18 protein-coding genes are annotated in these 18,347 nt (G+C 70.4%); 7 read left to right on the top strand and 11 right to left on the bottom strand.

The window, feature by feature from the left end; genetic code table 11:
* Positions 1 to 8: 8 nt before the first annotated feature.
* The 3 genes from pafA to rfbA all read right to left on the bottom strand — a co-directional run bounded on the left by pafA (position 9) and on the right by rfbA (position 2,989).
* On the bottom strand, positions 9 to 1,367 hold the full coding sequence (gene pafA / locus O7553_RS11730; protein WP_123601522.1) for a Pup--protein ligase: 1,359 nt from the start codon (positions 1,365 to 1,367) through the stop codon (positions 9 to 11).
* A gap of 90 nt (positions 1,368 to 1,457) precedes the next feature.
* Positions 1,458 to 2,081 carry a dTDP-4-dehydrorhamnose 3,5-epimerase family protein gene (locus tag O7553_RS11725; RefSeq protein WP_281554819.1) on the bottom strand — a complete coding sequence of 208 codons (624 nt, stop codon included), beginning with the start codon at positions 2,079 to 2,081 and terminating at the stop codon, positions 1,458 to 1,460.
* The gene (gene rfbA, locus O7553_RS11720; protein WP_281554818.1) at positions 2,081 to 2,989 is read right to left on the bottom strand and encodes a glucose-1-phosphate thymidylyltransferase RfbA; all 909 of its coding nucleotides are present in this window, start codon (positions 2,987 to 2,989) and stop codon (positions 2,081 to 2,083) included. The genes O7553_RS11725 and rfbA overlap by 1 nt, the downstream gene beginning before the upstream one ends.
* Before the next feature lie 207 nt (positions 2,990 to 3,196).
* On the opposite strand from rfbA, the gene rfbB reads away from it, so the two are divergent.
* From rfbB to O7553_RS11705, 3 genes are all read left to right on the top strand, one after another.
* The gene (gene rfbB / locus O7553_RS11715; RefSeq protein WP_281554817.1) at positions 3,197 to 4,183 is read left to right on the top strand and encodes a dTDP-glucose 4,6-dehydratase; all 987 of its coding nucleotides are present in this window, start codon (positions 3,197 to 3,199) and stop codon (positions 4,181 to 4,183) included.
* A complete protein-coding gene (gene rfbD / locus O7553_RS11710; RefSeq protein WP_281554816.1) occupies positions 4,180 to 5,064 on the top strand; it encodes a dTDP-4-dehydrorhamnose reductase in 885 nt (294 codons plus the stop codon). Before rfbB ends, rfbD begins: the two co-directional genes overlap by 4 nt.
* A gap of 86 nt (positions 5,065 to 5,150) precedes the next feature.
* A complete protein-coding gene (locus O7553_RS11705; protein WP_281554815.1) occupies positions 5,151 to 6,197 on the top strand; it encodes a glycosyltransferase family 2 protein in 1,047 nt (348 codons plus the stop codon).
* A 45-nt stretch (positions 6,198 to 6,242) separates the two neighbouring features.
* On the opposite strand, the gene prcA is transcribed toward O7553_RS11705, so the two are convergent.
* The 5 genes from prcA to arc all read right to left on the bottom strand — a co-directional run bounded on the left by prcA (position 6,243) and on the right by arc (position 11,941).
* Entirely contained in the window at positions 6,243 to 7,097 is an 855-nt protein-coding gene (gene prcA / locus O7553_RS11700) for a proteasome subunit alpha (RefSeq protein ID WP_281554814.1), read from the bottom strand.
* 67 nt (positions 7,098 to 7,164) lie between these two features.
* Positions 7,165 to 8,004 (bottom strand): proteasome subunit beta, encoded by an 840-nt coding sequence (prcB, locus tag O7553_RS11695; RefSeq protein ID WP_278169020.1) that lies wholly within the window; start codon positions 8,002 to 8,004, stop codon positions 7,165 to 7,167.
* A 131-nt stretch (positions 8,005 to 8,135) separates the two neighbouring features.
* Positions 8,136 to 8,351: a ubiquitin-like protein Pup gene (locus O7553_RS11690; RefSeq protein WP_123601515.1), complete on the bottom strand. Its 216-nt coding sequence runs from the start codon at positions 8,349 to 8,351 to the stop codon at positions 8,136 to 8,138.
* Positions 8,352 to 8,452: 101 nt separating this feature from the next.
* On the bottom strand, positions 8,453 to 9,970 hold the full coding sequence (gene dop / locus O7553_RS11685; RefSeq protein ID WP_348650078.1) for a depupylase/deamidase Dop: 1,518 nt from the start codon (positions 9,968 to 9,970) through the stop codon (positions 8,453 to 8,455).
* Positions 9,971 to 10,159: 189 nt separating this feature from the next.
* Positions 10,160 to 11,941 (bottom strand): proteasome ATPase, encoded by a 1,782-nt coding sequence (gene arc, locus O7553_RS11680; protein WP_281554813.1) that lies wholly within the window; start codon positions 11,939 to 11,941, stop codon positions 10,160 to 10,162.
* A gap of 202 nt (positions 11,942 to 12,143) precedes the next feature.
* Between arc and O7553_RS11675 the strand changes: the two genes are divergently transcribed.
* On the top strand, positions 12,144 to 12,476 hold the full coding sequence (locus tag O7553_RS11675) for a ferredoxin (protein ID WP_278169019.1): 333 nt from the start codon (positions 12,144 to 12,146) through the stop codon (positions 12,474 to 12,476).
* Between the two features lie 68 nt (positions 12,477 to 12,544).
* On the opposite strand, the gene O7553_RS11670 is transcribed toward O7553_RS11675, so the two are convergent.
* From O7553_RS11670 to O7553_RS11660, 3 genes are read right to left on the bottom strand one after another with little or no spacing between them, the layout of a single operon-like run.
* Positions 12,545 to 13,111 carry a hypothetical protein gene (locus O7553_RS11670; RefSeq protein ID WP_281554812.1) on the bottom strand — a complete coding sequence of 189 codons (567 nt, stop codon included), beginning with the start codon at positions 13,109 to 13,111 and terminating at the stop codon, positions 12,545 to 12,547.
* Positions 13,108 to 14,103, bottom strand: coding sequence for a tRNA (adenine-N1)-methyltransferase (locus tag O7553_RS11665; protein ID WP_281555580.1), 996 nt, complete (start codon positions 14,101 to 14,103; stop codon positions 13,108 to 13,110). Before O7553_RS11665 ends, O7553_RS11670 begins: the two co-directional genes overlap by 4 nt.
* Positions 14,104 to 14,120: 17 nt before the next feature.
* On the bottom strand, positions 14,121 to 15,293 hold the full coding sequence (locus O7553_RS11660) for a site-2 protease family protein (RefSeq protein ID WP_281554811.1): 1,173 nt from the start codon (positions 15,291 to 15,293) through the stop codon (positions 14,121 to 14,123).
* A gap of 95 nt (positions 15,294 to 15,388) precedes the next feature.
* Between O7553_RS11660 and O7553_RS11655 the strand changes: the two genes are divergently transcribed.
* The 3 genes from O7553_RS11655 (at position 15,389) to O7553_RS11645 (ending at position 18,332) form a co-directional block, all read left to right on the top strand.
* Positions 15,389 to 16,273 carry a PD-(D/E)XK nuclease family protein gene (locus O7553_RS11655; RefSeq protein ID WP_348650079.1) on the top strand — a complete coding sequence of 295 codons (885 nt, stop codon included), beginning with the start codon at positions 15,389 to 15,391 and terminating at the stop codon, positions 16,271 to 16,273.
* A gap of 65 nt (positions 16,274 to 16,338) precedes the next feature.
* Positions 16,339 to 17,637, top strand: coding sequence for a sensor histidine kinase (locus tag O7553_RS11650; protein WP_281554810.1), 1,299 nt, complete (start codon positions 16,339 to 16,341; stop codon positions 17,635 to 17,637).
* Complete coding sequence (locus tag O7553_RS11645; protein WP_281554809.1) at positions 17,634 to 18,332, top strand: response regulator transcription factor; 699 nt, start codon at positions 17,634 to 17,636, stop codon at positions 18,330 to 18,332. The genes O7553_RS11650 and O7553_RS11645 overlap by 4 nt, the downstream gene beginning before the upstream one ends.
* Positions 18,333 to 18,347 lie beyond the last annotated feature (15 nt).

Here is an 18,347-nt window from a genome sequence, read left to right as displayed (position 1 = left end):
GCCTACCGTCACATGCTCGCGATCAGCCGCTCCACCCGCTCGTCGTAGGCCCGGAACGGGTCCTTGCACAGCACGGTGCGCTGGGCCTGGTCGTTCAGCTTGAGGTGGACCCAGTCGACGGTGAAGTCCCGCCGCTTCTCCTGGGCGTGCCGGATGAACTCCCCGCGCAGCCGGGCCCGGGTGGTCTGCGGCGGTGTCTCCTTCGCCTCGAAGATCTCCGGGTCGGTGGCCACCCGGTCGACCTGGCCGCGCCGCTCCAGCAACGCGTACAGCCCGCGGCCGCGGCGCAGGTCGTGGTACGCCAGATCCATCTGGGCGACCCGCGGATGGGACAGCGGCAGATCGTGCTTGCGCTGGTAGCGCTCGATCAGCTTCAACTTGGTCACCCAGTCGATTTCCCGGGCGACCGGGTCCAGGTCGCCGGTCTCGACCGCCCGCAGTGCCCGGCCCCACAGCTCGACGACCCGTTTGGCGGTCTGGTCGCCGCCCCGGCGTTCGACGAACTCGGTCGCCCGGGCCAGGTACTCCTGCTGGATCTCCAGCGCGCTGACCTCCTTGTTGGAGGCGAGGCGGATCTTGCGCCGGCCGGTGATGTCGTGGGAGACCTCGCGGATCGCCCGGATCGGGTTCTCCAACGACAGGTCCCGCATGACGACGCCGGCTTCGATCATCCGCAGCACGATGTCCGCGCTACCGACCTTGAGCAGCGTGGTCACTTCGTTCATGTTGGAGTCGCCGACGATGACGTGCAGCCGGCGGTACCGCTCGGCGTCGGCGTGCGGTTCGTCGCGGGTGTTGATGATCGGCCGGGACCGGGTGGTCGCCGAGGAGACGCCCTCCCAGATGTGCTCGGCCCGCTGGGAAAGGCAGTAGACCGCCCCGCGCGGCGTCTGCAGGACCTTGCCGGCGCCGCAGATGAGCTGCCGGGTGACCAGGAACGGGATCAGCACGTCGGCCAGCCGACCGAACTCGCCGTGCCGGGACACGAGGTAGTTCTCGTGGCAGCCGTACGAGTTGCCGGCCGAGTCGGTGTTGTTCTTGAACAGGTAGATCTCGCCGGCGATGCCCTCGTCGTGCAGCCGCTTCTCGGCGTCCACCAGCAGCCCTTCGAGGATCCGCTCGCCGGCCCGGTCGTGCGCCACCAGGTCGGTGACCGAGTCACACTCCGGGGTGGCGTACTCCGGGTGGGATCCGACGTCGAGGTAGAGCCGGGCCCCGTTGCGGAGGAAGACGTTGCTGGACCGCCCCCAGGAGACCACCCGGCGGAACAGGTAGCGCGCCACCTCGTCCGGCGACAGCCGCCGCTGGCCGCGGTAGGTGCAGGTGACACCGTACTCGGTTTCGAGCCCGAAGATTCGCCGTTCCATGACCAGACATTAGCCGCCCCGAGGGCTCCGTGGTCAGTCTCGGGCGACCTGTCGGGCGAACTACGCCCGACAGGTCGCTTTCGCGCAGAGTTATTGGCCAGGCGCGTACGGCGACTCGCCGGCGGAGAGCCGGGCAGCGAACTCCCGACAGCGGCCGTAGTCCGGCAGCAGGCCGTCGGCGCGGGCCTGGGCCAGTGTCGGGGCCGCATCGTCGCGGGCGGACAGCTGCGGCGCGGCGACCGGCCAGTCGATGGCCAGGTCGGCGTCGAGAGGATGTACGCCGTGCTCCGCGCGCGGGTTGTAGGTGGTCGAACAGAAATAGTTCAGGGTGGCGTCGTCGGACATCGCGCAGAACCCGTGCCCGAGTCCTTCGCTGAGGTAGACCGCGCGGCGGTCCACGTCGTCGAGCCGCACCGCCGTCCACCGGCCGAACGTCGGTGAACCGACCCGCAGGTCCACGATCACGTCGACCACCGCGCCCCGTACGCAGCTGATGTACTTGGCCTGGCCAGGCGGCACGTCGGCGAAGTGGATGCCCCGGACCACGCCATACGCCGAGACCGACAGGTTGCCCTGGGCCAGCCGCAGCGGATGCCCGACCGCCCCGGCCAGGTGGTCGAAGCGGTACCACTCCATGAACAGCCCGCGCGGGTCACCGTGCTGCTGCGGGGTGACCTCCCAGGCGCCCTCGATCTCGAGCTCCCGGATCTTCATCAGGCCTCCTCGGCCGGACCGGCTTCGGACAACCGGTGGTCGTTGCGCTCCTCGATCAGGCTCAGCAGGTAGCTGCCGTAACCGCTTTTGGTCAGCGGCTCGGCGAGGGCGCACAGCTGATCGTCGTCGATCAGGCCGGCGCGCCAGGCGGACTCCTCGACGCAGCCGATCTTCATGCCCTGGCGTTCCTCGATCACCCGGACGAACTCGGCGGCCTGCATCATCGAATTGAACGTGCCGGTGTCCAGCCAGGCCGTTCCCCGGTCCAGCACGGTCACCGACAGCTGACCGGCCCGGCGGTACGCCTCGTTGACCGCCGTGATCTCCAGCTCGCCGCGGTCGCTCGGTTTCAGCCCTGCGGCGATCTCCACCACCTGGTTGTCGTAGAAGTACAAGCCGGGCACCGCATAGCGCGACCGCGGCCGCTTCGGCTTTTCCTCGATCGACAGGACCCGGCCGGCGGCGTCGAAGTCGACCACGCCGTACGCCTCGGGGTTGGCCACCGGGTAGGCGAAGATCAGGCCGCCGGTGAGGTCGGCGTGGTCGGACAGCTTCCGGCCCAGACCGATGCCGTGGAAGATGTTGTCGCCAAGGATCAACGCGACGGACTCATCGCCGATGAAGTCCGCGCCGAGCACGAATGCCTGGGCGATGCCTTCCGGCCGGGGCTGCGCCCGGTAGCTCAGCCTCAGCCCGAACTGCGCGCCGTCGCCGAGCAGTCGTCGGAACTGCGGTTGATCCTCCGGTGTGGTCACGACCAGGATCTCCTGGATGCCGGACATGATCAGGGTGGCGAGCGGGTAGTAGATCATCGGCTTGTCGAAGACCGGCATGAGCTGTTTCGACACGGCGCGAGTGATCGGCCAGAGCCGAGATCCGGTACCGCCAGCGAGTAGGATTCCACGCACGGCGGGAGCCTACCGGCCTAACCACCCACAGCAACCGTCAACGGGCTCCCTCTACGGGCCGGTCACGGATGTCGGGCCCTTCGTCCGACATCCGCTCGGCCGGTCGTGCACCAGTCCATTGCCGGGACCGGCGAGGACATCGTCGGAAAGCCGTCACCGGCGATCCCCTGGGCCGACGGCGCCGGTGTCCCGTAGACTCCCGGACCTGTGAGAGTCCTCGTCACCGGCGGTGCCGGCTTCATCGGATCCGAATTCGTCCGGATGCTGCTCACCGATCCGAACGCCCCGGTCAGTCCGGCTACGGTGACCGTGCTGGACAATCTGACCTACTCCGGCAATCTCGCCAACCTGGCCCCGGTCCGTGACGACCCACGGTTTGCCTTCGTCCAAGCGGACATCTGCGACGCCGCCGCCGTCGACCGAGCACTCGCCGGACACGACATGGTGGTGCACTTCGCCGCCGAGTCGCACGTTGACCGGTCGATCACCGGTGCCGCGGAGTTCGTGACCACCAACGTGGTGGGCACCCAGACTCTGCTCGACGCGGCGCTGCGCCACGGGACGGACCGGTTCGTGCACGTCTCGACCGACGAGGTGTACGGGTCGATCGACGAAGGGTCGTGGACCGAGGACTGGCCGTTGTCGCCGAACTCACCGTACTCCGCGTCCAAGGCCGGCTCCGACTTGGTGGCCCTGGCCTACCACCGGACACACGGCATGGACGTCGTGGTGACTCGCTGCTCCAACAACTACGGGCCGTACCAGTTCCCGGAGAAGGTCATCCCGCTGTTCGTCACCAACCTGCTGGACGGCGGTACGGTGCCGCTGTACGGCGACGGCGGCAACGTCCGGGACTGGCTGCACGTGCGGGACCACTGCGTGGGCATCACGCTGGTCGCCGCCGGCGGGCGCGCCGGCGAGGTCTACCACATCGGCGGCGGGACCGAACTGACCAACAAGGAGCTCACCGCCCGGCTACTGGACGCCTGTGGGGTGGGGTGGGAACGGGTCGTCCCGGTCACCGACCGTAAGGGACACGACCGGCGCTACTCGCTGGACATCAGCAAGATCTCCCACGAGCTGGGCTACACCCCGAGTGTCACGCTGGACGAAGGACTGGCCGACACGGTCCGCTGGTACCGGGAGAACCGGCCCTGGTGGGAGCCGCTGAAGAAGCCTGTGGCGTCGTCGTGACCGCCGCAGACCGGTGGCTGGTCACCGGTGCCGGTGGGATGCTGGGGCGGGACCTGCTGGCCGCGTTGGCCGACCACCCGGACACCCGGTCGGTGACCGCGCTGACCCGTACCGATTTGGACATCACCAACCCGGCGGCGGTCGCTGCCGCCGTCGACGGGCATCAGGTAGTGATCAACGCCGCAGCGTGGACCGACGTGGACGGCGCGGAGGCGGCTGAGGAAGCCGCCACCGCCGTCAACGGCACCGCCGTGGCGCATCTGGCCCAGGCTTGCGCCGACCGTGGGGCGCACCTGGTGCACGTCTCCACCGATTACGTGTTCGCCGGCGACGGCACCTCCCCGTACCCGGAGGATGCCCCGACCTCACCTGTCAACGCGTACGGTCGCAGCAAGCTCGTCGGTGAACAGGCCGTCGCCCGGCTGCTGCCGGAGCGCGGCTACGTGGTCCGGACCGCGTGGCTCTACGGGGCACACGGACCCAACTTCGTCGCGACCATGCTGCGGCTGGCCGGCGAGCGGGAGCACCTCGAGGTCGTCGATGACCAGCATGGTCAGCCGACCTGGTCGTACGCCCTGGCCCACCAGCTGGTCGCGCTCGCCGCGGCGGCGGTCGCCGGCACGGCGAGCGCCGGGTTTTACCACGGAACGGCGAGCGGGCAGACGACCTGGTGTGGGCTGGCCCGGGAGGCGTTCGCGCTGCGCGGCCTCGACCCGACGCGGATCCGTCCCACCACCAGTGCCAACTTCCGTCGGCCCGCCGCCCGACCGACGTACTCGGTGCTCGGACATCAACGTTGGGCGCGCGCCGGCCTACCGGTCATGGCAGACTGGCGGAGCATGCTCTCCACCGCGTTGCGCGACCCGGCGTTCGGCGGCTGACCTGTCCGGGCCGCCGGTCCAGCCGGCAGGACAGGCACGCCGCGTCAGAGGCGCCCGGATTCCCCCGGCCCAGGAGAGAAACCGACATGTCGGAAAATAGTAGTGAATTCCGTACGCCGTCCGGCCTGCCCCGGGTCAGTGCCGTCGTGCTGGCCTGGGGCGCGGAACCGCTGCTGCGCCGATCGGTGGAAGCCCTGCTCGCCTCGGTCAAGGTCGACGTCGACGTGGTGTTGGTCGACAACGGGTGCACCACCGACGATGTCACCGTGCTGCGTGAGGTTCCCGGCGTCACGGTGGTCGGCGACGGCCGCAACGTCGGCTTCTCCGCCGGCTGCAACGTCGGCGTGGCCGCCGCCGTCGGCGAGTACGTGGCATTGGTCAACGGCGACGCGGTGGTCGAGCCGACCACCGTCGCCCGGCTGGTGGAGGAGCTCGCGGACCCGAGCGTCGGCATCGCCGCCGGCGCGGTCCGCCTGGCCGACGAGCCGGACCTGCTCAATTCTCGCGGCAACGAGGTGCACGTGCTCGGGTTGAGTTGGATCGGCGGATTCCGGGAGCGGGAGACCCGCACCGAACCGACCGAGACCGCCGGTGCGATGGGTGCCTGCCTGATGACCCGCCGGGCGCACTGGGACCGGCTGGGGGGCTTCGACCCGCACTACTTCGCGTACCACGAGGACGCGGACCTGTCGATCAGAACCTGGCGGGTCGGGCTGCGAGTGGTCAACGTGCCGGACGCGGTGGCGCTGCACCGCTACGAGTTCAGCCGCAACAGCTTCAAGTTCTACCTTGTCGAACGCAACCGAGTGATGTTCGTGGCCACGGTGTGGGGAGGGCGGTCGCTGGTGCTGCTCGGCCCGCCACTGCTGGCTCTGGAGTTGGCGGTGCTGGTGCTGGCCGCCCGACAGGGCTGGCTGCCCGACAAGCTCCGCGGCTACCGGTGGCTGTGGCAGCACCGCAGTCACCTGCGCCAGCGCCGGGCACAGCTGCAGGCCGAGCGGACCGTCCCGGACCGGGTGTGGATGCGAGTCCTCGCCGATCGGCTGGACACCCCGCTGATCGACCCGCCGGGCAGGAAGGTACTCAACGCGATGCTGGCGGCGTACTGGCGGACGGTACGACACTGGGTGTGACGCACCAGGCCGAAGCGCCGCCCTGGCGCGGCACACCGCGCCCGGTCAGTCCTGTTCGGTGGGGCCCGAATCGCCGGCGGCATCCTCCAGGTCGGCGGAGGCGGCCGAGGAAGTCGGCTTTCCCGGCGTCGACTCGGGCACCCGGGGACCGCCGGACCTGCCTGCTTCTGCCGACGAGGGCTCGTCCGCCGAGGTGGCGGCACCCCCGTCGAGCAGCGCGGTCAACGCGGCGCCGGCGATCCGGCGGAAGGTCCGGCCACGGCGGCGGCGGTCGAGCACCGCCACCTCCAACTGGTTGGCGGCGATGCTGCGGGTCGCGCCGTTCTCACCGCCCACTTCGGCGAGGGCCCGCACCGCCAGCCCGACGGCGTCGGACAGCGACATGTCGGCCCGATGGTCGGTTCGCAACACACCGGCGATCGTCTCGGCATGACCGCCCATCGCCATCCACCCCGGCTCGTCGGTGACCGAGCCGTCGTAGGTCAGCCGGTAGATCTCGTCAGCAGCCGGCTCCAGCCCGACCTCAGCAACACAGATCTCCACCTCGAACGGCTTCGACTGCTCGGTGAAGATCGACCCGAGGGTCTGCGCGTACGCGTTGGCCAGCGCCCGCCCGGTCACGTCGCGACGGTCGTAGCTGAGGCCGTTCAGGTCGGCCATCCGCACCCCGGCCCGGCGCAGATTCTCGAACTCGTTGTATCGGCCGACGGCGGCGAACCCGATCCGGTCGTAGATCTCGCTCACCTTGTGCAGGGCGCTGGACAGATTCTCGGCGACGAACAGCACACCGCCCTCGAAGCTCAGCACCAGCGCGCTACGGCCCCGGGCGATGCCCTTGCGGGCGAGCTCGGAACGGTCCCGCATGATCTGCTCGGGCGAGGCGTAAAACTGCATTGCCACGGCGGCGGCTCTCCTTCGACCAAGTGGTAACGACTACAGCGGACGAGACAAGTCGGCGCTCGCGGGTTCAGCCGCCCGGGTTCTCGGTACGCGCGGCGACGACCGCCTCGGCGATCTGGGCCGACTCGGCGTCGGTGAGCCGGTGGGTGCCGGCCGCCGTCGCGGTCATCACCACCGGGAAGATCCGGCGGGTCAGATCCGGGCCGCCGGTGGCGGTGTCGTCGTCGGCGGCGTCGTACAGCGCCTCCACCGCGAGACGGACCGCGTCGGCGCTACTCAGCCCGGAACGGTACCGCTTCTTCAGAGCCGCCTTCGCGAACAGCGACCCGGAGCCGATCGCGTCGAAACCGGTGGTCTCGTACGGACCGCCGGTGACGTCGAAGCTGAAGATCCGGCCGGCCTCGGCCGGATCGGTCGCGGCCAGGTCGAACCCGGCGAACAGCGGCACCACGGCCAGCCCTTGCAGCGCGGCACCGAGGTTGTTGCGGATCATCGACGCGAGGCGGTTCGCTTTGCCGTCCAGGGAGAGGACGGCGCCCTCCATCTTCTCGTAGTGCTCCAGCTCGACCTGGAACAGCCGCATCAGCTCGATGCCGATGCCGGCGGTGCCGGCGATGCCGATCAGCGAGTAGGCGTCAGCGGGGTGCACCTTCTCGATGTCCCGGTTGGCGATCAGGTTGCCCATTGTCGCCCGGCGGTCACCGGCCATCACCACGCCTTCGGCGGTGACGAGCGTGACGATCGTCGTGGCGTGCGGGCCGACGTCCGCGGACAGCCCGGGCGGCAGTGGGCGGCGCCCCGGCAGCAGATCCGGTGCGGCCGACGCCAGGAACTGGGTGAAGGAGGACGTTCCCGCGTTGGTGAACACGTCCGGAAGGCGTCCGGATGGATCGAATCCCGCTGCCACGTGGTCCCTCTCTGCATAACGTGATCGCCTGACCGGGCCGCCCGTGCCGGCACGGCGCCGGTCGAGGCCACCGGTGTGTTGGAGCAGACTAGCGTGCGCACCCGGTGGGTGCGATCTTCACCGCCGGCGAGCTACTCGCCGCCCTTCTGTACGTAGCCGCGGACGAACTCCTCGGCGTTCTCTTCGAGCACCGAGTCGATCTCGTCGAGCAGGTCATCGACGTCCTCGGTGATCTCGGCGTGCCGCTGCGCGGCCTCCGGATCCGTCTCGGTGACCGTCTCGTCGACTTCCTCGGCCCGGCGGGACTTGCCGGACTGGGACTGACCGCCGCTGTCACGGGTAGCCATCAGGTGCCTCCTCCACACGATCGCCTAGGTGAAACTTACCTCGCGGTGGCGACGGAACCGGCCGGCGTCGGCCACGTTCGCGCCAAGCGAACCTGGCCGGCTCAGCCTCCGGTGAGCACCTCCAGCAGGTCCTTCGCGCTGGCGCACCGGTCGAACAGGTCGCCCACGTGGACCTGAGTCCCCCGCTCCGGCTCCATCATCGGCACCCGGACCAGCGACTCCCGGCCCACGTCGAAGATGACCGAGTCCCAGCTGGCGGCGACCACCTCGGAGGCGTACTGCGCCAGGCACCGGCCCCGGAAGTAGGCCCGGGTGTCCGGTGGCGGCTCGACCATCGCGGCGCGGGTGGCGCTGTCGTCGAGCAGGGTACGCATCGCTCCCCGACCCACCAGGCGGTGGTAGAGGCCCTTCTCCGGCCTCACGTCGGCGTACTGCAGGTCGACCAGCTGCAGTTTCGGCGAGGCCCAGGTGAGCCCTTCCCGCTCCCGGTAGCCGTCGAGCAGCCGCAGCTTCGCGACCCAGTCCAGCTCCTGCGCGCAGGACATCACATCCCGTCCCAGCCGGTCGAGCACGTCCTCCCAGCGGTCCAGCACGTCGGCCGTGGCCTCGTCGAGGTCGGTACCGTACCGGTCGTCGACGAACGCCCTGGCCCGTTCGTAGAACGCCCACTGCAGGTCGAGCGCAGTGAGCCGGCGGCCGTCGCGCAGCCGCATCAGATGCGCCAGGGACGGGTCGTGGCTCACCGCCTTGAGCTCGGCCACCGGGTCGGCGATGCCGAGATCGGCGCCGAGCGCCTTCTCCTCGATCATGGTCAGGATCAACGAGGTGGTGCCGACCTTCAGGTAGGTGGAGATCTCCGAAAGGTTGGCGTCGCCGATGATCACGTGCAGCCGGCGGTACTTGTCGGCGTCGGCGTGCGGTTCGTCCCGGGTGTTGATGATCGGCCGCTTCAGCGTGGTTTCCAGGCCGACCTCGACCTCGAAGAAGTCGGCCCGCTGGGAGATCTGGAACCCGGTCTGGGAGCCGTCCTGGCCGATGCCGACCCGACCCGCCCCGCAGACGATCTGCCGGGTGACGAAGAACGGCGTCAGGTACGCCACGATGTCGGCGAACGGTGTCTGCCGACGCATCAGGTAGTTCTCGTGGGAGCCGTAGCTGGCGCCCTTGTTGTCGGTGTTGTTCTTGTACAGCTGGATGGGGTGCGAACCGGGGATGGTCGCCGCGCGGCGGGCCGCCTCCGCCATGACCCGCTCCCCCGCCTTGTCCCACCGGACCAGGTCCAGCGGGTTGGTGACCTCGGGGGTGGAGTACTCGGGGTGGGCGTGGTCGACGTAGAGCCGGGCACCGTTGGTGAGGATCACGTTGGCCAGGCCGAGATCCTCGTCGGCGAGGGCCTCCGCCGGGTCGTAGGCGGCCCCCGAGTAGGTGAAGCCGCGGGCGTCACGTAGCGGCGATTCCTCCTCGTAGTCCCACCGGGCCCGGCCGCCCCGGTTCAGTTCGGGTCGGGCACCGTAGGCGTTGACCACCTGTGAGGAGGTGACCATCGGGTTGGCTCCGGGCTGGCCGGGCACGGAGATGCCGTACTCCACCTCGGTGCCCATGATCCGCCGCACACTCATGCCGTTACCTCATCGCTTCCGTCGGCGCCCGTCATGTCGAGCGTAGTCCGCGCACCGACGGAACCGGACGTTGGCGTGTCCGCGTGGTCACGCGGGGCGCGTCGGACACCGGTCCCGCGGCGCGGTCGAGTCGCGCCGCGTAACCGGTGTCCCGCACCCCGAAACGGGGTGCGGGACACCGGACCGTGGTCAGAGGTACTGCCCGGTGTTGCTGGCCGTCTCGATCGACCGGCCGGCCTCCGCGCCCTTGCCGCCGGAGACGAGGGTACGGATGTAGACGATCCGTTCCCCCTTCTTACCGGAGATCCGGGCCCAGTCGTCCGGGTTGGTGGTGTTCGGCAGGTCCTCGTTCTCCCGGAACTCGTCGACGCACGCGTCGAGCAGGTGCTGCAGCCGCAGACCCTTGCGCCCGGAGGTGAGGAACTCCTTGATCGCCATCTTCTTGCCCCGGTCGACGATGTTCTGGATCATCGCGCCGGAGTTGAAGTCCTTGAAGTACAGGACCTCCTTGTCCCCGTTGGCGTAGGTCACCTCGAGGAACCGGTTCTCGTCGGTCTCCGAGTACATCCGCAGCACCACGGCGTCGATCATGGCTGCCACGGTGGCCTGCGGATCGTCGCCGTGCTCGGTGAGGTCGTCCGGGTGCAGCGGCAGCCCGGTGAGGATGTACTTGGAGAAGATGTCCTTGGCCGCCTCGGCGTCCGGACGCTCGATCTTGATCTTGACGTCCAGCCGGCCGGGCCGCAGGATCGCGGGATCGATCATGTCCTCCCGGTTGGAGGCACCGATCACGATCACGTTCTCCAGGCCCTCGACCCCGTCGATCTCGCTCAGCAGCTGCGGAACGATGGTGTTCTCCACGTCCGAGGAGACACCGGAGCCCCGGGTCCGGAAGACCGAGTCCATCTCGTCGAAGAACACGATCACCGGGGTACCTTCGCCGGCCTTCTCCCGGGCCCGCTGGAAAATCAGCCGGATGTGCCGCTCGGTCTCACCGACGTACTTGTTGAGCAGCTCCGGGCCCTTGATGTTGAGGAAGAAGCTGGTGTGCTTCTCCTCACCCCGCCGCTCGGCGATCTTCTTGGCCAGCGAGTTGGCCACCGCCTTGGCGATCAGCGTCTTGCCGCACCCGGGCGGACCGTAGAGCAGGATGCCCTTCGGTGGACGCAGATGGTGCTCACGGAACAGCTCCGCGTGCAGGAACGGCAGCTCGACCGCGTCCCTGATCTGCTCGATCTGGGCGTGCAGGCCGCCGATGTCGGTGTAGTCGACGTCCGGCACCTCCTCCAGCACCAGCTCCTCGACCTCGCTCTTCGGTATCCGCTCGTAGGCGTACGCCGACCGCGGCTCGATCATCAGCGAGTCGCCAGCCCGCAGCGCGCTGCCGACCAGCGTCTGCGCCAGATGCACCACCCGCTCCTCGTCGGCGTGCGAGATGACCAGGGCACGGTCACTCGGCTCGCCGGTCGGATTGTCGAGGAGTTCCTTGAGCATCACCACCTCACCGACCCGCTCGTAGCCGAACGCGTCGACCACGTTGAGCGCGTCGTTGAGCAGGACCTCCTGGCCGCGTTGGAGCTCGTCGGCGTCCAACGAGGGAGAGAGCGCCACCCGTAGCTTCCGGCCACCGGTGAAGACGTCCACCGTGCCGTCCGCGTGTCGGGCCAGGAAGACGCCGTACCCGCTGGGCGGTTGCGCCAGCCGGTCGATCTCCTCCTTGAGCGTGACGATCTGGGCCCTGGCTTCCTTGAGGGTCGCCACGAGCCGTTCGTTGTTCTCGGTCAGTCGGGCCAGCTGCGCCTGCGCTGCCGCCAGCCGTTCCTCGAGCTGCCGCACGTGTCGGGGGCTTTCGGTCAACTTGCGCCGCACCAGAGCGAGTTCCTCTTGAAGAAACGCGACCTGGGTGGAGAGATCGTGGGCCTCCTTCTCCCACCGTGCGGCGCGCGAATCCGCGTCGTCGCTGCGTGCCACGTCCCACCTCCCCGGGGGCTAAAACGTACTGCCCTAACACTAGCCGTTTGCCGGACGTTTCGAACCCACGCAACACAGTCGTCCCACAACCTTGATCGCTCGGGCACGTCACAAGCGGCCGACGGACGCCTGGCCGGCCGGTCCCACGGCGTGTCGGGTACCGTCGGGACGCGAGGACGGGCACGACCCAGGGAGGTGCGCGGTGACGACCCCGACCGAGACCCGGTCCCCCGGAGAGCCGGGCGAAACGGCATCAACCGACACGGAGCTGCAGGTCTGGGTCGACCAGGACCTCTGCACCGGAGACGGGCTGTGCGTGCAGTACGCCCGGGACGTCTTCGAGTTCGACATCGACGGGCTCGCCTACGTCAAGGACGCCTCCGGGGAACTGCAGGTCGCCGAGGGCGCCCGGGTCGCCGTCCCCGAACGGCTGCGGCTCGACGTGATCGACGCGGCCAAGGACTGCCCCGGCGAGTGCATCCACGTGGTCCGCGCGGACGACCAGACCGAGGTGTCCGGACCGGACGCCGGCTAGCCACCCGGTCTACCGGTACGGCTCGCTGCCCGCCGGTACGGCCACCTACCTGCGATGGGTGACCCACATCACAGCAGCGGCCGGCCCGCCACCGAGGCGACCACCCGGGCGAACTCCTCGAGCCGCGCGATCTGCCCCGAACCACCGTCGTCGAGCGTCTTGCCGAACCGCAGCGCGTCGTGCCGGGGGCCGAGATGCTCCTCGGGTTGCGTCTCGTCCTGCGAACTGAGCAGCAGGTAGACGTCGACGCTGTCCACCCGGATCTGCCCGTTCGGCGTACGGGTCAGCCGACGGCGGCAGCCGACCTCGGTGACCGTGGACAACGGCACCACCCGTAACGACGACGTCATCGACCCGACCGGCCCGTCCCCCGGCGGGACGTCCTCACCGTGCCACAGGACCATCCGGCTGCCGTCGCAGATCGCCACCTCCTGCCAGACCCCGTTGACCTCGTTGACGAACCGCTCGAGGGTGAAGGCGAGAACCTCGGCGCCCGCCAGTACGCCACCGAGCGCCTCCAGCGCGACGTCCGGGTCCCGCAGGTACGCCCGGCTGGCCGCGTCCAGGTCCGGATAGGGCGACCAGTCGGGGAAGACCGCCGGCAACTCGCCACCACCGAACGCGGGCCGGCTCATGCCGGCCCCGTCCCGGCCACCGTGCCCAGCGACGGGGCCGGCCCTTCGGCCCGGTCGGGTGACGCCGGACCGGCGGCGTCGGGCGGCACCGGCGCACCGGTCTGGTCCCGGCGGCGCGCCGCGTACGCCTCCGCTCCCTTGCTCGGCTTGCGCCGCCGCGGCGGCGCGCTGACCCCCGGTGCCAACCGGCGGGCCGACACCAGAAACGCGGTATGCCCGATCATCCGGTGGTCGGGCCGCACCGCCAACCCGTCGACATGCCAGTCCCGCACCAACGACTCCCACGCCCGAGGCTCGGTGAACCCGCCGGCGGCGCGCAACGCCTCGACCAGTTCGCTCAGCTGCGGCGTGGTGGCGACGTAGCCGACGAAGACCCCGCCGGGCAGCAACGCCCGGGCCACCAGGTCCAGCACCTCCCACGGCGTCAGCATGTCCAGGATGATCCGGTCGAAGCCGACCTCCGGGCAGGACGCGACGTCACCGACGTGCAGCCGCCAGGCCGGGTGCGGGCCGCCGAAGAACGCCTGCACGTTCGCCCGGGCCACCTCGGCGAAGTCCGCCCGGGCCTCGTACGAGTGCACCTCACCGTCGGTGCCGACGGCGCGCAGCAGCGAACAGGTCAGCGCGCCCGACCCGGCACCGGCCTCCAGCACCCGGGCCCCCGGGAACACATCACCCATCGCCACGATCTGAGCGGCGTCCTTCGGATAGATCACCTGAGCCCCGCGCGGCATGCTCAGCACGTAGTCGGCCAGCAGCGGCCGCAGCGCGAGGTACGCGGTACCGCCGGCCGACGTCACCACGCTGCCTTCGGGCAGGCCGATCAACTCGTCGTGCGACAGGGCACCGCGATGGGTGTGGAACGACCGACCGGCAGCGAGCGTGACGGTGTGCATACGCCCCTTCGGGTCGGTCAACTGCACCCGGTCGCCCGGCTGGAAGGGGCCACGCCGGGTGGAGATCGGCGTGGTACTGACATCGCCGGATGCCACGGCGGTCGGCGGAGGGGTCACTGGCTCATCTTTCGGGTCGGTTCCAACAACTGCGCCAGATCGGCGACGTGCAGCACGCCGATCACGTCCTCGCCCCGGGTCACCAGGTACTGCGCGCCCGGATGTTCCTGCACGGTACGGACCACCTGCTCGCCGGTGAGGTCGACCGGGATCCGGCGGACCCCGTCGATACCGCGCGCGACGGTGTCGACCGCCACCCACGGACGGCGCTCCGGCGGAACCGCAGCGGCCGCAGCCCGGTCCACCAGCGCCACCAACCGGCCGAACGAGTTCGTCACCGCCATGGCCGGCTCCCGCCCACCCGGTTGCGCCGGGTGGGCGCCGGCGACCCGGCGCTGCGCCTCAGCCAACGGCGTCCCGCTCGGCACCGGAAAGACCGGCCGGGCGAGCGCCGCCAGGTCGACCAGTGGGAACCGGCGGCCGATGCGCGCGACCCGGATCGACTGGCCGGCACCCTGCCAGAGGGTGAACGCCACCAGCAGCATGAAGATCAGCCCGAACGGGGACAGGATACCGGCCAGCGTGAGCAGCACCACCAGGCCGGCGGTGCCCGCCGCAACGGCCCGACCGACCCAACCGGCGGCCTCGGTGCCGACGTGGCGGTCCCTGGTCACCGCCCAGACCGCGGCACGCAGCGCGCGCCCGCCGTCTAGGGGCAGCCCCGGCAACGCGTTGAACACCGCCACCAGCAGGTTCGCCGCCGCCAACTGGAACGCCAACTGGTTGATCAACGTACGGTCCGGCAGCAGCACGGTCGCCACCACCGCGACCAGGCCCAGGACCAGCGACACCGCCGGACCCGCCAGCGACACCAGCAGGTCGACCTTGGGGGTCGGGGCGTCCCGGTCCATCTCGGTGTAGCCGCCGAGCATCTCCAGGGTGATCCCGCGGACCCCGATGCCGTAGCGGCGGGCGGTCAACGCGTGCCCCAGCTCGTGCAGCAGCACCGAACCGAGCAGGCAGACCACGAAGCCCAGGCCGACCGCGTAGCGGGCCGGCTGCGGCACGTCCAACTGGGTGCGGACGAACTCGCCGTACAGCACGGTGACCAGGATCGCCAGGAACAGCACCGAGGTGTGGAGGTGCACCGGGAAGCCGAGCACCCGGCCGAGGCTGATCCCCGGCCGCCGGTCAGGGCGCCGGTCGGGGCGTTTCGCGGTGTCCTCCATCGGGTTGATGCTACGGAACGCCGTACCGGCCGGCGCGCACGGTTTGTCGCCGCGCCGCCGGCCGGACTGTCACAGCGGTGCCATACCCTGCGTGCATGACAATCGGCCCGGACATCGCGCCCGACGTCGAACCACCCCGGCTGGCCACGTTGTCGCCGTCGCGGGCGGCCGATTTCAAGACCTGCCCGCTGCTGTACCGGTTCCGCAGCATCGACCGGCTGCCCGAGCGAACCACCGTCGACCAGGCCCGGGGCACCCTGGTCCACGCCGTCCTGGAGCGTCTGTTCGATCTGCCGGCCGACCAGCGCACCCCGGCGGCGGCCGCCGACCTGGTCGCCCCGCAGTGGCAACGGCTGCTGGACACCGACCCGACGCTGGCCGACGTCGTCACCACCGGGCCGGCGGAGCCGACGCCGGACGAGCAGGCGGGCTGCCCGGAGCTGGACGAGTTCCTGGCCGCCGCCCGACACCTGCTCGACGGTTACTTCACCGTCGAGGATCCCCGCCGGCTGGAACCGGCCGAACGGGAGAGCCTGGTCAACGCGGTGGTCGACGGGCAGCTGCTGATCCGCGGCTACATCGACCGGCTGGACGTCTCCCCCGCCGGGGACCTGCGGGTGGTCGACTACAAGACCGGCGGTGCCCCCCGAGAGGCGTTCGAGTCCCGGGCGCTGTTCCAGCTCAAGTTCTACGCTCTGGTGCTGTGGCGTACCCGTGGCGTCGTCCCCCGGGTGCTCCGGCTGCTGTACCTGCGCGACGCCGAGATCTGCGACTACACGCCGGACGCCGAGGAGCTGCAGCGGTTCGAACGCACCGTCCTGGCGCTGTGGCGGGCGATCCTGCAGGCCACCGAGAGCCGGGACTTCCGCCCCAAACAGAGCCGGCTCTGCGACTGGTGCAGCTACCAGGCGTACTGCCCGGTGTATGGCGGGACCCCGCCGCCCTTTCCCGACCTGGCGCAGGACCTGGTCTCCTCCTGAGGGAGGAGACCAGGTTCGCACCGTGGTGGGCGCGACGCCACCGCCGTACCGGATACCGTCGCGACATGGAGCCCACCGAGCCGGACCGGTCCACCGGACCGCACGGGTCGCGGTGGTGGCGGTGGTGGTGGCGGTGGTGGCGTACGGCCCGGGGCGCCGGCACGACCGGACCGGTGCCGCCGGTGCTGGCCCGCGACGGCCTGCTCGCCGCCACGGTCGTCGGGGTCGATCTGGCCCTCCAGGCGCTCGGGCCGACCGGTCAGCCCGGCCCGAACCTCGGCTGGCAGGCCGTCGTCGGCTGGAGCCTGATCGCGGCGGCGCCGATCGCGGCACGCCGGGTCGTCGTCTGGCCGGCCGTGCTGGCCAGCGCCGCGATGGTGGCCGTCCCGCTGCTGACCGGCCACGAACCGGTGAGCATGGCGCTCGCCCTGGTGATCCTGACCTACACCGCGGCCTGCTGGCTGGCGCTGCGCCCGGCGGTCGTCGCCACCGCCGTACTGTGGCTGCCGGTGCTGACCGTCAACGCGGCGCTGCCACAGGGTGCCGAAATGCCGGGAATCTCCCGGTTGTACCTGCTGTTCGTCAACGGACTGACCATGCTGGTCGCCTTCTTCATCGGGCGGACCGTGCACGCCCGTCGGTCGGCGACGCGGACGCTGGCCGAACGCGCCCGGGTGGCCGAGGAGAACCAGCGGGCGGCCGCGGACCAGGCGGTCGCCGACGAACGGCGGCGGATCGCCCGGGAGCTGCACGACGTCGTGGCCCACCACGTCAGCGTCATGGGGGTGCTGGCCACCGGTGCCCGTCGGGTGCTGCACCGCGACCCGGCCGCCGCCGACGAGGCGCTCGGCACCATCGCCGACACCAGCCGCAGCACGCTACGGGAGATGCGTCGGCTGCTCGACGTCCTGCGCACCGACGCCGAACCGGCCGACGCCGAGCTCACCCCGCAGCCAGGGCTCGGCGGCATCGAGTCCCTGGTCGAGCAGATCCGCGAGGCGGGTCTGCCGGTGACCCTGCGGATCGACGGGGTACCCGGGGACCTGGATCCCGGCGTGACGCTGACCCTCTACCGGATCGTCCAGGAGGCGCTCACCAACGCGCTCAAGCACGCCGGAGCGGCAACCGCCGAGGTGCGGCTCAGCTTCGGCGTCTACTGGCTGATCGTCGAGGTGTTCGACACCGGCCGCGGTCCCGGTCCGGACCGCGGCCGGGTCGGGCACGGTCTGGTCGGAATGCGGGAGCGGGTGGCCCTGTACGGTGGCACGCTGCGGACCGGCCCGCGCCCGGGCGGCGGCTTCCGCATCTACGCCAAGCTGCCGATGGAGCAGCTGGGGGCGGCTACCCGACAAGGAGCACCGTGACCGAACCCGGCATCGCCGCGCCGTCCACCACCCGTCCGGTCCGGATCCTGCTCGCCGACGATCAACCGCTGCTGCGCACCGGATTCCGGATGGTCCTCGGCGCCGAGGACGACCTGGACATCGTCGGCGAGGCGGCGGACGGGGCGGAAGCCGTCGACCTGGCCCGCCGGCTCCTGCCCGACGTCGTGCTGATGGACATCCGGATGCCCCGGATGGACGGGGTGGCGGCGACCCGGGCGATCGTCGACGCCCGGCTGCCGGTCCGGGTCCTCATCCTCACCACTTTCGACCTCGACGAGTACGTGGTGGGGGCGCTGCGCGCCGGTGCCAGCGGCTTCCTGGCCAAGGACGTGCCCGCCGAGGACCTGGTGGCCGCCATCCGGACAGTAGCGGTCGGTGAGGCCGTGGTGGCTCCCCGGATCCTGCGCCGGCTGTTGGACAAGTTCGCGCTCACCCTGCCCGATCCGGACGCGGCGCCGCCGAAGGCGCTGGACGTGCTCACCGAACGGGAACGTGAAGTGCTCATCCAGATGGCCCGAGGACTGTCCAACGCCGAGATCGCCAGCACCCTGTCGGTCAGCGAAACCACCATCAAGACCCACGTCGGACACGTGCTGACCAAACTCCGACTGCGGGACCGGGTCCAGGCCGTGGTGCTGGCGTACGAGTCCGGCCTGGTCCGCCCTGGCGGATGAGTCCGGCCCGAGCCT

The organism is Solwaraspora sp. WMMA2059, assembly GCF_027497315.1.
Taxonomy (GTDB): Bacteria; Actinomycetota; Actinomycetes; order Mycobacteriales; family Micromonosporaceae; genus Micromonospora_E.
This window is presented reverse-complemented; position numbering and strand designations above follow the sequence as displayed.